The organism is Agrobacterium sp. RAC06 (genome assembly GCF_001713475.1).
In the GTDB taxonomy this organism is placed as follows: Bacteria; Pseudomonadota; Alphaproteobacteria; order Rhizobiales; family Rhizobiaceae; genus Allorhizobium.
On sequence record NZ_CP016499.1, the window covers coordinates 96,101 to 108,475 of the forward strand.

Sequence of the window (12,375 nt, forward strand, 5' to 3'; positions counted from 1 at the left end):
TCACAGGTCATAGCGGTCCGCATGACACAGAACGCACCGCCTCGTCGCTACGACGGTCTTCAAGCTTTCATGACCGAACTGGAAAGGCAGGGACGGCTTCTCCGCGTCGCGCAGCCGGTGAGCCTTGTTCATGAGGTAACCGAAATCCACAGGCGCGTCCTGGCAGAGGGAGGCCCGGCCTTGCTCTTTGAGCGCCCGGTCCGGTCGGACGGTGCAGTGTCAGAGATACCGCTGCTTGCCAATCTGTTCGGCACGCGCGAGCGGATCGAACTTGGCTATGGCATCCCTGGCGGCAAGATTGGCGATCTCGCGGACCTTCTGGCCGAATTGCGCGAACCGAGGCCGCCTGCGTCGCTCCGGGATGCCCTGAAGAAGCTGCCTGTGCTTCGCTCCGCCATGGCGCTGGGATGCCGCAGGGTGTCTCACGCCGAATGCCAGGATATCGTGTTCGAAGGCGAGGGCGTTGATCTCAACCGACTGCCGATCCAGTGGTGCTGGCCCGGCGAACCGGCACCGCTGATCACCTGGGGGCTTGTCGTCACCGCATCGCCCTCCGACCCTAGGGATGTCAATGTCGGCGTCTACCGGCTGCAAGCGCTGGATCGCAGGCGACTGATCACGCGCTGGCTTGCCCATCGTGGTGCTGCAAAACACTTCCGGCAGTGGCAGGCCGTGGGGCGGCATATGCCCATTGCGGTCGTGATCGGCGCTGATCCTCAGACAATCCTCGCAGCCGTTATGCCGCTGCCAGAGACCATGAGCGAGCTGTCATTCGCCGGTGTGCTCAGAGGCAAGCGCGCCCATGTGGTGCGAGCGCTCACCCAGCCGCTTGATATTCCAGCCACTGCAGAAATCGTGCTGGAGGGGACCGTATCGATCGCGGAGACTGCGCTCGAGGGGCCTTATGGCGACCACACTGGCTACTACAATTCTGTCGAGCCGTTTCCCGTCATGAACATGAGTGCGATGACGATGCGGCAGAATCCGGTTTACCTCTCGACCTTCACCGGCCGCCCCCCGGATGAACCTTCTGTGCTCGGAGAGGCAATGAATGCTCTCTTCCTTCCCCTCGTGAAGCGCCAGTTTCCAGAGATTGTCGATCTCTATCTGCCTCCAGAAGCCTGTTCCTACCGGGCGATCGTCGTCTCGCTCGACAAGCGCTATCCGGGGCAAGCCCGCCGGATCATGCTCGGGCTTTGGTCGATGCTGCCGCAGTTCAGCTACACCAAGCTCATCATCGTGGTCGATGCCGATGTTGACGTCAGAAACTGGAGCGATGTCATCTGGGCGCTGTCCACGCGGTTCGACGCCTCCCGCGATCTCGTGGTGGTGGATAACACACCCATCGACTACCTCGATTTTGCCTCTCCCAAGCCTGGGCTCGGTGGAAAGCTCGGTCTCGATGCCACCAACAAGCTTGGCGCAGAAACCGATCGGGAATGGGGCCGCGTGCTGCAAATGACGCCGGAGGTCTCGGCGCGCGTCGATGCGATCTGGCGCGAACTTGGACTTGGATCCCTCAAGACAAGGGAAGGTGAGCCATGATGAAGCGTGTCATTCTCGGCATGTCCGGTGCTTCGGGGGCGGCGATCGGTCTTCAGGTCGGCCGGCTCCTGGCGGCCATGGATGATGTTGAACTGCATCTCGTCGTCACGTCAGCAGCGCGCCGGACAATCGCACATGAGGCGGGCAACGAGGCGCTGGGGCGGCTAATCGGGCTCGCCGCTCATTTCCATTCGGAAAGCGATATCGGTGCATCGATTGCCAGCGGATCGTTCCGCACGGCCGGTATGATCGTCGCCCCTTGTTCGATGCGGTCTCTTGCAGCGATCTCGACCGGGATCACAGACAATCTTCTCACTCGCGCCGCCGATGTGCAGCTCAAGGAGCGTCGCAGGCTGGTTCTGCTTACCCGCGAAACGCCGCTTCACCTCGGGCACCTGCGCAACATGGCGGCGGTGACCGAGATGGGGGCCGTGGTGATGCCGCCGGTCCCCTCATTCTACCGCAATCCAGCGAGCGTAGAGGATCTCGTCGCTCATATTGCGGCTCGTGCCGTGGATCTGCTCGGGTTGACGGACGCACCCTTGATACCGGAGTGGAGAGGGTGAGGGCGCTCATGGCTCCCTCCTATCCCTTTCGCGCTATCAACGGCATGTAAAAGACCACGTAACCCAAGAATGCCACGATCCAGGCGATCCCTGCGATCGGCAATAGCAGCATGGTGTGCTGCGGCCAAATTGCGACCGAAATCCTCAGCAGTGCCGAGAGGATGATTGGTGCATAGATGAGCCAGGTTGTCGAGTGCGGGGACGTCAAAGCCTGGCCCGTATGGCCTCTCGTGGCGCGGGTCATCACCGCCAACGTCACGACCCCGACCCCACCTGTCGTCCAGGCATGGATGCCTGCCGAGGCGAAGCCGGAGTGGTCCAACAGCATCGACAGGCCGGTCAGCAAAAAGCCTACGGGAATGAAGAGATAGCCGACATGCAGGATCGTCACGAGGGGCTCCCCAAGCGTGCGCTCGGGGCACCATCTTGCCTGTCGCACGAGATGAGCAAGGCTGGCGACAAGCATCAGCAGCCCCGTGGGAAACTGGAGGCTTTCAAGACCGCCGCCGACAGCGATCCACATCGCCAGTGAAAGGCTCCCAAGGATCATGACGGCGAGATCGAAACGGGCGAAATTCTGCGGCAACCGCCCTGGATTGTTCGCCTTCAGCCAGTTGCCGGTAAATGCCGGAATAATGCGCCCCGCAACCAGAGAGATGAGGATGAGGATCGCAGACAGAGCCAGACGGTCGGCCATTTCGACGCGACCGTAGCGATCGAGCTCATGATGGAAAAACATCTGAGCGGCGCTCAGGAGCGCGAGAACGGCGACGATCTTGTAGTTGCGTCGGTTCGAGGCAGCAACAAGTTCTTTCAGAACAAAGATGGCGAGCACTGGCAGGAAGGCCAGCGCAACGAGTGTCGCGCCGAGCATGCCCGTCCATTCAGAGAGACTGATGGCAAGCCGCCCGGCGATCCAGAGAAGAAACAGTGCCAGAAGCGGCATGCCCTTCAAACCGGGCCTGCCGGTCCAGTTCGGCACGGCGGTGAGAAGAAACCCTGCTATCACGGCCGGGACAAAGCCGAAGAGAAGCTCGTGCTGGTGCCAGGCAACCGGGGGCAAGAGGGTCGGAACATGCATGAAGCCGAGGAACCACGGGACCCAGATAGCGATTGAGACGGCGGCCAAAAGCGCGCTGCCCGGGAAGAACAGACGGAACCCGCCAGACAGAAGACGCTGCGGGATGGAGGGGCCGGGAATTGTGGTCATGTCAGCACCTTTCCTGATCCACCGTTGCCGGCGACCAGAGCAGAGGAATATAGGCCTTGGCCCAGAGGAGGAAGGAAAGCGAAAACAGCGCAGAGGAGAAACCGTAAGCGCTGAAGGGCAGGGTGAGCGACGGCGCGAACTCCGAGAGGATCCGCAAAAGAACCGACAGGACCAGAAGCAGGATCGCCATCCGGGTTGTCTTCGAAAAAAGCAGCGGTTGACCGGTATGCAGCAGGCCTGCAATCGAGAGAACCTGCAGGACGCCGAGACCCAAGCCCCCCATTAATGCCAGATGCAGTCCGCCCAGCCACGGCAGGTCCAGGCCAATCAGGGAAAGTCCGCAGACAAGAAGGCCGGTGCCAGCCAGCGCACTCGACAGCCAAAGACCGCCAAGTTCGAAGGAAAAGCCTTCGCGCCCCACAAACCCCTCGGCGACCCGATCAAGAAAGGCTGCACCGGCAGCCAACATCAAATAGCCGCGCACGGCGTCCGAGAGCGTGGCCGCCTCTGCCACGATCACCAGCATGGTCAACCCCGCTGAGAGATGGATCCGGCCCGGATGCGGTCTGTAGGGCGAGGTCTTTTCCGTCGGATCAAGGATCAGATTGGTCACTGGGACGGTGATGCGGGCAAGGGCGAGACCGAGCAGGCCGAGAAGCGCGAACCCGAGAATTCTGATCGCGCTTTCCGACAGATCGTAGAGTTCAAAGGCCATTGCGATCCGCAGCATGGCCGCAGCCGCAGCAAAGGCGGTGACGAACAAGACGAAGCCCAGGAGATCTGTGCTCTTCTTGCTCCAGGACAGGCGCAGCGCATAGGCGAGCAGGAACAGCATCCAGGCCTGATCGAACATCAGACCGATCAGCCAGCCGCTCTCGACGGCAAGCAAGCCGAGCACTCGTGCGCCAGCCCAGAGGCCCGCAAACAGGAAAAGTGGACGGCCGCTAATCCGCCGCGTGTCCGTCCATTCCGGCAGTGCAGAGGTGAGGAAGCCTAAAAGCGCGGCTCCAAAGGAGCCGACCAGCATTTCCTGCGCGTGCCAGTGGGCGGGAAGAGACGAGGAAGCAAATGGCAGGTCGAGAGACCAAACGACCACCCAGAGAAACGGCCAGAGTGCCGCATGCAAGGCGGCAAGTGGAAACATCAACCTCAGACCTTCGGCGGACATTGCCCTGGCAAGATCGGCCGAGGGAAGCATGCGTATGGCTGGAAGCACACTCATGCCAGCCTCCGCTCGTCATGTTCTTCCACGACGGCAAACAGCGGATGATCGGAGATGAGCCTTCGCGCCGTCTCGAAAATCATCTCCTCACTGCGATGCCCCGGTGTCTCGGGAACAGCGACGCAGTCGAGAATTCCATGGCCGTAGCGATCGAGAACCGCGATCCGGTGGCAGATCCGCAGCGCTTCATGGATGTCATGGGTGATGAAGAGCCCGCCCTTGCCGCTGTTCGAGACCGTGGCGACAACGAGATCCTGCATCCGTCGTCGCAAGGCGGCATCGAGTGCGGTGAAGGGCTCGTCGAAATAGAGGAAATCGGGGTCGGCGACGAGCGCACGGGCAAGCGCCGTGCGCTGGCGCATGCCACCCGACAACTGCGATGGAAACTTTTGCCAGTCGCTCTCTTCCAGCGATACGCGATCACAGGCCGCTGCAGTTCTTACCCTTCGCTCGGACCGCGCCACTGGGAGGCCAGATAGGCCGAGTGCCACGTTGGCTTCGACCGTTGCCCATGGGAGGAGGCGCGGTTCCTGAAAGACGAAAGCGCAGCGCGCATAGCCTCGCTCGACCTGGCCGTGGCGGGGGATAATCAGCCCGGCGGCGATCTGGGCAAGCGTGCTCTTGCCGCAACCGGATGGTCCGACCAGCGCGACCATTTCCCCCTGGCTGACCTGCAGACTGACCTGTTCGAGAACGGGGCGGCCGAGAAAAACGTGCCCCACGGCTTTGAGCTGGAGGAGGGTCATCGGCGTACGCCCCAGGGTTGGGCGGCTTCCCGCCATGCCTCGGCTTCGGCGCGCAGAGGCTGAACAATTCCATATTCGACGCTGATCAGCGCAATGACCGACAGGAGGATCCACGCAAGAGCTGCTTCCACATCGAGTGCGGAACGGGCATTGGCGAGCGCGCCTCCTATCCCGCCGGCATTGGCCAGCAACTCGGCCATGACTGCTGCCTTGAAAGCCGTGCCCAGTGCCATGACCAAAGCAGGAAATAACGCATGAAGCGTTTGCCGTAGGGATATCTGAAACAGGCGGGCCAGCCACGACAGGCCGGCCATACGGGCCATGTCTTCCAATCCCCGGTCTCGTGTCTGGATGGCCTCGGCTGCACCAACAAAGACAAGCGGCAAGGCGGCGATAGCCGCAGTGGCAATGACCGTTCCGGCCCCCATGCCGAACCAGATCATCAGAAGGACGATCCAGGCGATTGGCGGGACGCCGATCAGCAAGGTTACTTGCGGACGCGCAAGCCTCATGATCGCCGGATGGTATCCGGCCACCACGCCTGCCATCGTTCCAAACACGGCGGCGAGTGAAAAGCCGCCGAGCGCCCTCAAGCTCGTCGACAGCACCAACATCTGATTGTCGGGGTCTGCTGCTAGCTTGAACAGGGTCTGGATCGTCTCGGCCGGTGCTGGCAACACGAAGCTGCCATAGGCTTCGGCTCCGAGCTGCCAAACGGCTGCAAAGACGGCAAGGCCGCTGAAACCCGCCCAGCCGGACCAGAGGAAGCGCGCCACCCTTCCCGCACGATAAGCTAGGCTCATGATGATCCCGCCCTACAGATAAAGTGACGCGTCCGGCATGCGACCGCCCACCATATCGAGATGCCTCTGTGCCACGGCTTTGAGCAGGGTCTCGATCGGTCCGCGAGCGTCCCGAGCGGCAATGGCGACGAGGTTCGAATAGGGGATCGACGCCTCCAGAACAGGCCATGGGAGTTCAAGTGCCGATGCGGCCTGGCTCGCAGCCGCTGCCGGATTGGCGTTCACCTCGACTGCTGCCCGTGCAAGTCCCGCAAGAAGCGCGGTCGCCTGTTCCGGATGATCGTCCAGGAAGTTTTGCGTCAGGGCGAGACCTGCCTGGGGCAGGACCGGCGTACTTGCGGTGACCTTACCCCATTCCTTCTGCATGTCGATGACGCGGTGAAGCGCCTGACCACCGGTACTGGCCTTGAAGATGGCGGCAGAGACTGCCGGTTCGGGTAGGAGCGCCGTGTCGATACGCCCTGCGAGCAGCATCTGCACAGCTTCGATCGGCGTGCCGGCCCGCTCTACCTTGACCTTGCCGGTCATCCGATGATGGGCAAGCGCCGCATCGAAGACAAGTTCCGGCGTGTCATTGGGAAATGGCACGGTTACGCTTTGACCTTCGAGATCTGCGAAAGCCGCGATCTTATCGTTGCGCGACACCATATAGAGAAGGCCATTGGTCATTACGCTGGCCAGTTTCAGGCCAAGGCCGCGCGTATGGAGATTTGCCGCCGCCGTTGTCGGCATGACTACGGCTCTCATGGATCCGGACGACAGGCCCGCCCGCATTTCATCGGGCGTGCGCCAGACCCTAAACTCCACCTTATCTGCGACGTTGCGCAGCAGGCCTTTGCCAACCGCATAGGCCAGCGTGATCGATGGTCCGGCAGGAGGGCCGAAGAGGACGAGTTGGTCGAGGGAGGAAGCGCGTGCCCGTGTGTTGAGGAAGGGAAGGGCAAGGGTCGCTGCGATGCCAGCGCATAAAGTGCGACGGGTTGTTGCATAGCCTGCCGCGTCGGCCTCAATGATATTCGTCTCGCTGACCTGTTTCAGGGTGTTGGGCATCCCGCTCTCCGAAAATTGATTTATTTACTCATGTTATAGCCGTCCGCGCGCGGATGTTTGACGTAGAGCAAGTAGTGTGTGGAATTGCCGGCTGGAATCGTTCTCAGATGTCGAGCGCGAGAATCGGGTCTGCGCCAAACAGGGCGGCATGGCCTCCCGCGAGCAGCCAGAGTGTGACAAGCAGCGTCACGGCGAACCCGGCTACCAGATGTCCATCCAGACGCAGCTTGGCGCGTCCAGAGAGCAGGGCGATCAACGGAAATATGGATGTTGATCTCTCGACTGGTAACCAGTCTTCTCCCATCCTGCGTCTCGCGCGCTTTTCCGCGACAAGGATACCGACAGCAGAAAACAGACCGAGGCCACCGAAGACAAGGAGCGATCTGGTATCACCGTTTGCTGCGAGGTGGCCGAGAGACCAGAGGAAAAATCCCCACAAGACCGGATGGCGGGTGAGAGTTGTAATCGCGCCAGGTGTAGTGCCTGTCATGAAGCTGATAGATGCGGGATTGGGACTGATTAGGCCTGCCGTGACCAGAAAGAGCCCGAGTGGCGACAACACGAGATTGGCGAGGATGCTCCGGGAATCCGGCCGCCAGATCTCTACATACTCGGTGTTCCAGGCGGCATGCAGGACCCATATCAGGAGTGCTACGGATGTTGTCGAATAGACTAGAAGGTAGAGCCGTAATCCAAGCGCTGCGGTTAGCCTTCCCCGGATGGTTGGTAAGGCAGGCACCGAATGCAACAACAAGAAGGCTACAAGCGCAAGAACGATCTGGTTCATGTTGGGAACACCTGCGTTTCGGGTTCCACGTTTAGAAGCTGTTGCAGCAGCATCTGCTCCGTAGTGATATGGCGCCGGACAGCTTCCTGAAAACCGCGAACCATATGGGCCACCGTTTCCAGGCTCAGTCTGCATCGTTTGCGAGCGACAGCGGCCAAAGTGAGAGATAGCTCACGGGCCGCGCGACGGTCGACGCGATGTTCGGACTTGACCTGATCGAGAAGAAGAGAGCCGAAGCAGGAGCCGGCATGCAGCTCGAGGTCGGGGTAGAACTTTTGCTCTTCCAGAGTGTGGGCGGCTGCGACCAACGGTTCGATGTGCTTGGCAACCTTCTGGATACCACGTGGAATCTCACCAGTGTCAAAGTCCGCGGCCAATTCCTCCAGCTTCAAGCAGAGAATGAGAAGATCGCGGTGCTTGTTCTCAAGCGCCCTGACCTCGGAGGCCGTCAGGCTGGATCCAGTCGTTTCCATGGTTTTTCCCTTATTGGCCGATGAACAGGATGACGCCGATCGCAAGCGAAGTCAGAACGGCGGCTAGAGTGCCCCCGCCCTGGAGCACCCCCATGCGTTTCAGCATCAGGGCAAAGCCCACGATGACAGGTGTCGCAACGACAAGGCCGATTTGTGCATCCGTCATTTCAGTCATTCCCTTCTGTTGTGGAAGCACTCTGCCTTGTCTTTCGTCAGTCTTCTTTGCGCTCCCACAAAGAGCGCTTCGGATTTTTCTCTAGAAACGATCCCGATCAACGGGAGAACTGACGATGGCCATGCAAACGAGCCTCCAGCAAGAGGCAAAGGACGACCACCTGCTGCTCTGGATCCTGGTGTGGAGCGAGTTGATCGCTTTCGGCATCCTGATCCTTGGCTTCCTCGTCGTCTCGACCTTCGATGCAGAAGCCTTCAAACTGGCGCGTCTGCATTTAAGGCCGGGGATCGCCGGCGCGAACACGCTTGTTCTGCTGGTGAGCGGGTACTTTGTCGCTGTGGCGATGCGAAATCGGCTTGATCTCGAGGCGGTGAAACGGCCGTTGACGATTGCAGCCCTGCTCGGCTTCTGCTTCGTGGCGGTCAAGCTCTTCGAATACTGGGGTGAGGTTCGCTACGCCCACGATGCAACGCTCGACACCTTCTTCGAGCTCTATTTCATCATTACCGGCTTTCATCTCCTGCATGTCTTCTTCGGCGCCATTGCGCTTCTTCTCGTCGCCTGGCGCCCGGCACGTGAGAACCTCGTTCTGATCGCCACACTCTGGCACGTGATCGACCTCGTCTGGCTGGTCATCTTTCCCATTCTCTATCTCGCGTGAGGCGTCCCATGACCCGCAGACAACACGAGGAATTGGTGGGTGTGCTCGCCATGCTGATGACCTTCGCGATTGGCGGCGCAATTGTTACGGCGCTCGCTGGTCCAACGATCGTACCGATTGCCGCCGTTCTTGGGATTGCCTTTGCCAAGGGACGGCTTGTGGTTCTCGACTTCCTCGAACTCAGGGGCGGACATCATCCCATGCGGATCGCACTGATCTGCTGGTTAAGCATCATTCTGATCGCCGCACTGTCTCGGTCGCTGGTGGTCCTTCTGTTGGGATGAACATTCGCACCGTTGCTTGCCAAAGCGCAAAGAACAACTCCGCTCACTCTCTATGAAAAGGACATCCCGCAGAGCCGGCGAGGGGATCGCTGGAGCCTTCGAGGCGGGGAAACCAGGTCGGGCCTTCTTAGCCCGGCAGACGGAAGGACAAGGGCATGGCAGAGCGCCTGACCAAGACCGGAGCGCGCAACGTCTTCTATGGCGGCTCCATTTTCTTTTTTGCGATCTTCGTGGGGCTCACCGCCCACAGCCATTACTACATCCGCACGGTATCGACCGACGAAACGACACTGACTGACAGCGTCGCGCGCGGCAAGCATATCTGGGAAAAGCACTCCTGTATCAACTGCCACTCGATCCTGGGTGAAGGCGCCTATTTTGCGCCCGAACTTGGCAACGTCTGGACGCGCTGGGGTGGCCAGGACGATCGCGACGGTGCACGTGAGACGCTTCGTTCTTGGATGGCTGCACAGCCCTCTGGTGTCGAAGGTCGTCGCCAGATGCCGCAATTCAACCTGACCGACGAAGAGATCAACGATCTCGCCGACTTCCTCGAATGGACCAGCAAGATCAAGACGCAGAACTGGCCGCCGAACGAGGCGGGCTGAGCCCTTCGTGACCCAAGGAGACAAACCTATGAAATATCAAAGCCAGAAGGTCGCGATGCTGTATTTCTACGGCGCGCTTGGCCTCTTCGTTGCCCAGGTCCTGTTCGGCGTTGTTGCCGGCACGATCTACGTCCTGCCCAATACGCTCTCGGAACTCCTGCCCTTCAACATCGTGCGCATGATCCACACCAACGCCCTGATTGTGTGGTTGCTAATGGGCTTCATGGGCGCGACCTATTATCTGCTGCCGGAAGAGGCGGAGACGGAGCTTTACAGCCCAAAGCTCGCCATCGTGCAGTTCTGGATCTTTCTAATCGCCGCCGCCGCCGCCGTCGTCGGTTACCTCTTCGGCATCCATGAAGGCCGCGAATTTCTGGAGCAACCCTTCATCATCAAGATCGGCATCGTCATTGTCGCATTGATGCTGCTGTTCAACGTCACCATGACATCGCTGAAGGGCCGCAAGACTGTCGTCACCAACATCCTGATCTTCGGTCTTTGGGGTGTGGCGATCTTCTTCCTCTTTGCCTTCTACAACCCAACGAACCTGGCACTCGACAAGATGTACTGGTGGTATGTCGTCCACCTCTGGGTCGAAGGCGTCTGGGAGCTGATCATGGCCTCGGTGCTCGCCTTCTTGATGATCAAGCTCAACGGCATCGACCGCGAAGTGGTCGAGAAGTGGCTCTATGTCATCATCGGCCTGGCGCTCTTCTCCGGCATTCTCGGCACGGGCCATCACTATTACTGGATCGGCGCGCCGGGCTACTGGCAGTGGATCGGTTCGCTCTTCTCGACCCTCGAAGTTGCCCCCTTCTTTACCATGGTCATTTTCACCTTCGTGATGACCTGGAAGGCCGGCCGCAAGCACCCGAACAAGGCAGCTCTTCTGTGGTCGATCGGTTGCTCGGTCATGGCGTTCTTCGGTGCTGGCGTCTGGGGCTTCCTGCACACGCTGTCCTCCATTAACTACTACACCCATGGGACTCAAGTGACGGCAGCGCACGGGCACCTCGCCTTCTTCGGCGCCTATGTGATGCTCAACCTTGCGATCATGGCCTATGCCATTCCGGAAATGCGCGGCCGCCAGCCCTATAACCAGTGGCTGTCGATCGCGAGCTTCTGGATGATGTGCACGGCCATGTCGGTAATGACCTTTGCGCTCACCTTCGCAGGTGTTCTGCAGGTGCATCTCCAGCGCGTGCTGGGTGAAAGCTACATGGCCGTCCAGGACCAGTTGGCGCTGTTCTACTGGGTGCGCCTCGGCTCCGGTGCGGTCGTTTTGGTCTCGGCCCTGATGTTCGTCTGGGCCGTGTTGATGCCGGGCAAGGAAAAAGAGCCTGCCTTCGGCGGCTATGTCGAGCCTGCCGAGTGAAACAGCGGCCCCGCTGTTTCAAAAAGCGGCGGGGCTCTCCCCAATTTTGAGGATCAGGAACATGAATATCATCGCCCGCAACATTCAGCCGGATATCCCGGCCTATTCTCCAGCCGGCAACGAATGCACTCTCTTCGAGACAGCCTGGACGCGGCAGTTGCCGCTTCTCCTCAAAGGACCGACAGGCTGCGGAAAGACCCGGTTCGTCAGTCATATGGCGCAAAAGCTTGGCTTGCCGCTGACCACCGTCTCCTGCCACGACGATCTGGCGGCTGCCGATCTCACTGGCCGTTTTCTTTTGAAGGGAGGTGAGACGGTCTGGGTCGACGGACCGCTGACCCGGGCGGTCCGTGAGGGCGGTGTGTGCTATCTCGACGAGGTGGTCGAGGCGCGCAAGGATGTCGCCGTCGTGCTCCACCCGCTCACCGACGACCGGCGCATCCTGCCATTGGAGCGGACAGGCGAAGAGCTTGAAGCGCCGCCGGCCTTCATGCTCGTTGTCTCCTACAATCCTGGCTATCAAAGCCTCCTCAAAGCGTTGAAGCCCTCGACTCGCCAGCGTTTTGTCGCCATCGAGTTCGACTTCCTGCCCAAGGCGAGGGAGATCGAGGTTGTCTCGGCAGAAAGTGGACTGCCTGCCACGGCTGTAGAGCCATTGGTCGAACTGGCGCGGCGGCTGCGGGCATTGAAAGGTCATGACCTGGAGGAGGGCGTCTCGACGCGTCTGCTGGTTTACTGCGCGAGCCTCATCGATGCCGGTCTTGCGCCACGGGACGCCGTTCGTGCCGCCATGATAGAGCCGCTGACCGACGAACCTGACGTGCGTACCGCACTCCTTGAACTGGCACAGGCGGTCATCCGCTAGGAGAA

At 60.3% G+C, this 12,375-nt stretch carries 15 protein-coding genes; 7 read left to right on the top strand and 8 right to left on the bottom strand.

Translation table 11 applies throughout. The annotated features are described in order from the left end of the window. The first annotated feature begins 21 nt into the window (after positions 1 to 21). Both BSY240_RS00445 and BSY240_RS00450 read left to right on the top strand, forming a co-directional pair. Positions 22 to 1,545, top strand: a complete 1,524-nt coding sequence (locus BSY240_RS00445) for a UbiD family decarboxylase (RefSeq protein ID WP_069043763.1) — start codon at positions 22 to 24, stop codon at positions 1,543 to 1,545. Continuing rightward, positions 1,542 to 2,111: a UbiX family flavin prenyltransferase gene (locus BSY240_RS00450; RefSeq protein ID WP_150127360.1), complete on the top strand. Its 570-nt coding sequence runs from the start codon at positions 1,542 to 1,544 to the stop codon at positions 2,109 to 2,111. The genes BSY240_RS00445 and BSY240_RS00450 overlap by 4 nt, the downstream gene beginning before the upstream one ends. A gap of 19 nt (positions 2,112 to 2,130) precedes the next feature. Here the strand turns inward: BSY240_RS00450 and BSY240_RS00455 are convergent, their stop codons facing one another. The 8 genes from BSY240_RS00455 to BSY240_RS24055 form a co-directional block, all read right to left on the bottom strand. Beyond that, the gene (locus tag BSY240_RS00455) at positions 2,131 to 3,321 is read right to left on the bottom strand and encodes an NnrS family protein (protein WP_054149247.1); all 1,191 of its coding nucleotides are present in this window, start codon (positions 3,319 to 3,321) and stop codon (positions 2,131 to 2,133) included. A 1-nt stretch (position 3,322) separates the two neighbouring features. Further along, positions 3,323 to 4,543, bottom strand: a complete 1,221-nt coding sequence (locus BSY240_RS00460) for an NnrS family protein (protein WP_150127361.1) — start codon at positions 4,541 to 4,543, stop codon at positions 3,323 to 3,325. After that, the gene (locus BSY240_RS00465) at positions 4,540 to 5,289 is read right to left on the bottom strand and encodes an ABC transporter ATP-binding protein (RefSeq protein ID WP_069041039.1); all 750 of its coding nucleotides are present in this window, start codon (positions 5,287 to 5,289) and stop codon (positions 4,540 to 4,542) included. The genes BSY240_RS00460 and BSY240_RS00465 overlap by 4 nt, the downstream gene beginning before the upstream one ends. Continuing rightward, entirely contained in the window at positions 5,286 to 6,092 is an 807-nt protein-coding gene (locus BSY240_RS00470; protein WP_069041040.1) for an ABC transporter permease, read from the bottom strand. The genes BSY240_RS00465 and BSY240_RS00470 overlap by 4 nt, the downstream gene beginning before the upstream one ends. Before the next feature lie 12 nt (positions 6,093 to 6,104). Beyond that, positions 6,105 to 7,142 carry an ABC transporter substrate-binding protein gene (locus BSY240_RS00475; protein WP_069041041.1) on the bottom strand — a complete coding sequence of 346 codons (1,038 nt, stop codon included), beginning with the start codon at positions 7,140 to 7,142 and terminating at the stop codon, positions 6,105 to 6,107. Positions 7,143 to 7,245: 103 nt separating this feature from the next. Beyond that, the gene (locus BSY240_RS00480) at positions 7,246 to 7,929 is read right to left on the bottom strand and encodes an NnrU family protein (RefSeq protein ID WP_069041042.1); all 684 of its coding nucleotides are present in this window, start codon (positions 7,927 to 7,929) and stop codon (positions 7,246 to 7,248) included. Continuing rightward, positions 7,926 to 8,402 (bottom strand): hemerythrin domain-containing protein, encoded by a 477-nt coding sequence (locus tag BSY240_RS00485; protein ID WP_069041043.1) that lies wholly within the window; start codon positions 8,400 to 8,402, stop codon positions 7,926 to 7,928. Before BSY240_RS00485 ends, BSY240_RS00480 begins: the two co-directional genes overlap by 4 nt. A 10-nt stretch (positions 8,403 to 8,412) precedes the next feature. After that, entirely contained in the window at positions 8,413 to 8,568 is a 156-nt protein-coding gene (locus BSY240_RS24055; RefSeq protein ID WP_171901537.1) for a hypothetical protein, read from the bottom strand. Positions 8,569 to 8,692: 124 nt separating this feature from the next. On the opposite strand from BSY240_RS24055, the gene BSY240_RS00490 reads away from it, so the two are divergent. From BSY240_RS00490 to BSY240_RS00510, 5 genes are all read left to right on the top strand, one after another. Then, positions 8,693 to 9,238: a cytochrome c oxidase subunit 3 gene (locus BSY240_RS00490; RefSeq protein WP_069041044.1), complete on the top strand. Its 546-nt coding sequence runs from the start codon at positions 8,693 to 8,695 to the stop codon at positions 9,236 to 9,238. Positions 9,239 to 9,246: 8 nt separating this feature from the next. Further along, a complete protein-coding gene (locus BSY240_RS00495) occupies positions 9,247 to 9,522 on the top strand; it encodes a cytochrome C oxidase subunit IV family protein (protein ID WP_069041045.1) in 276 nt (91 codons plus the stop codon). 155 nt (positions 9,523 to 9,677) lie between these two features. After that, positions 9,678 to 10,130, top strand: a complete 453-nt coding sequence (locus BSY240_RS00500) for a c-type cytochrome (protein ID WP_069041046.1) — start codon at positions 9,678 to 9,680, stop codon at positions 10,128 to 10,130. Between the two features lie 28 nt (positions 10,131 to 10,158). Further along, positions 10,159 to 11,505, top strand: a complete 1,347-nt coding sequence (locus tag BSY240_RS00505; RefSeq protein WP_069041047.1) for a nitric-oxide reductase large subunit — start codon at positions 10,159 to 10,161, stop codon at positions 11,503 to 11,505. Between the two features lie 61 nt (positions 11,506 to 11,566). Beyond that, positions 11,567 to 12,370, top strand: coding sequence for a CbbQ/NirQ/NorQ/GpvN family protein (locus BSY240_RS00510; RefSeq protein ID WP_069041048.1), 804 nt, complete (start codon positions 11,567 to 11,569; stop codon positions 12,368 to 12,370). Positions 12,371 to 12,375: the final 5 nt, after the last annotated feature.

Excerpts from the sequence above, each read along its gene's own strand:
- BSY240_RS00445 (WP_069043763.1), top strand. The coding sequence starts at position 22 with ATGACACAGAACGCACCGCCTCGTCGCTACGACGGTCTTCAAGCTTTC.
- BSY240_RS00450 (WP_150127360.1), top strand. The coding sequence starts at position 1,542 with ATGATGAAGCGTGTCATTCTCGGCATGTCCGGTGCTTCGGGGGCGGCG.
- BSY240_RS00455 (WP_054149247.1), bottom strand. The coding sequence starts at position 3,321 with ATGACCACAATTCCCGGCCCCTCCATCCCGCAGCGTCTTCTGTCTGGC.
- BSY240_RS00460 (WP_150127361.1), bottom strand. The coding sequence starts at position 4,543 with ATGAGTGTGCTTCCAGCCATACGCATGCTTCCCTCGGCCGATCTTGCC.
- BSY240_RS00465 (WP_069041039.1), bottom strand. The coding sequence starts at position 5,289 with ATGACCCTCCTCCAGCTCAAAGCCGTGGGGCACGTTTTTCTCGGCCGC.
- BSY240_RS00470 (WP_069041040.1), bottom strand. The coding sequence starts at position 6,092 with ATGAGCCTAGCTTATCGTGCGGGAAGGGTGGCGCGCTTCCTCTGGTCC.
- BSY240_RS00475 (WP_069041041.1), bottom strand. The coding sequence starts at position 7,142 with ATGCCCAACACCCTGAAACAGGTCAGCGAGACGAATATCATTGAGGCC.
- BSY240_RS00480 (WP_069041042.1), bottom strand. The coding sequence starts at position 7,929 with ATGAACCAGATCGTTCTTGCGCTTGTAGCCTTCTTGTTGTTGCATTCG.
- BSY240_RS00485 (WP_069041043.1), bottom strand. The coding sequence starts at position 8,402 with ATGGAAACGACTGGATCCAGCCTGACGGCCTCCGAGGTCAGGGCGCTT.
- BSY240_RS24055 (WP_171901537.1), bottom strand. The coding sequence starts at position 8,568 with ATGACGGATGCACAAATCGGCCTTGTCGTTGCGACACCTGTCATCGTG.
- BSY240_RS00490 (WP_069041044.1), top strand. The coding sequence starts at position 8,693 with ATGGCCATGCAAACGAGCCTCCAGCAAGAGGCAAAGGACGACCACCTG.
- BSY240_RS00495 (WP_069041045.1), top strand. The coding sequence starts at position 9,247 with ATGACCCGCAGACAACACGAGGAATTGGTGGGTGTGCTCGCCATGCTG.
- BSY240_RS00500 (WP_069041046.1), top strand. The coding sequence starts at position 9,678 with ATGGCAGAGCGCCTGACCAAGACCGGAGCGCGCAACGTCTTCTATGGC.
- BSY240_RS00505 (WP_069041047.1), top strand. The coding sequence starts at position 10,159 with ATGAAATATCAAAGCCAGAAGGTCGCGATGCTGTATTTCTACGGCGCG.
- BSY240_RS00510 (WP_069041048.1), top strand. The coding sequence starts at position 11,567 with ATGAATATCATCGCCCGCAACATTCAGCCGGATATCCCGGCCTATTCT.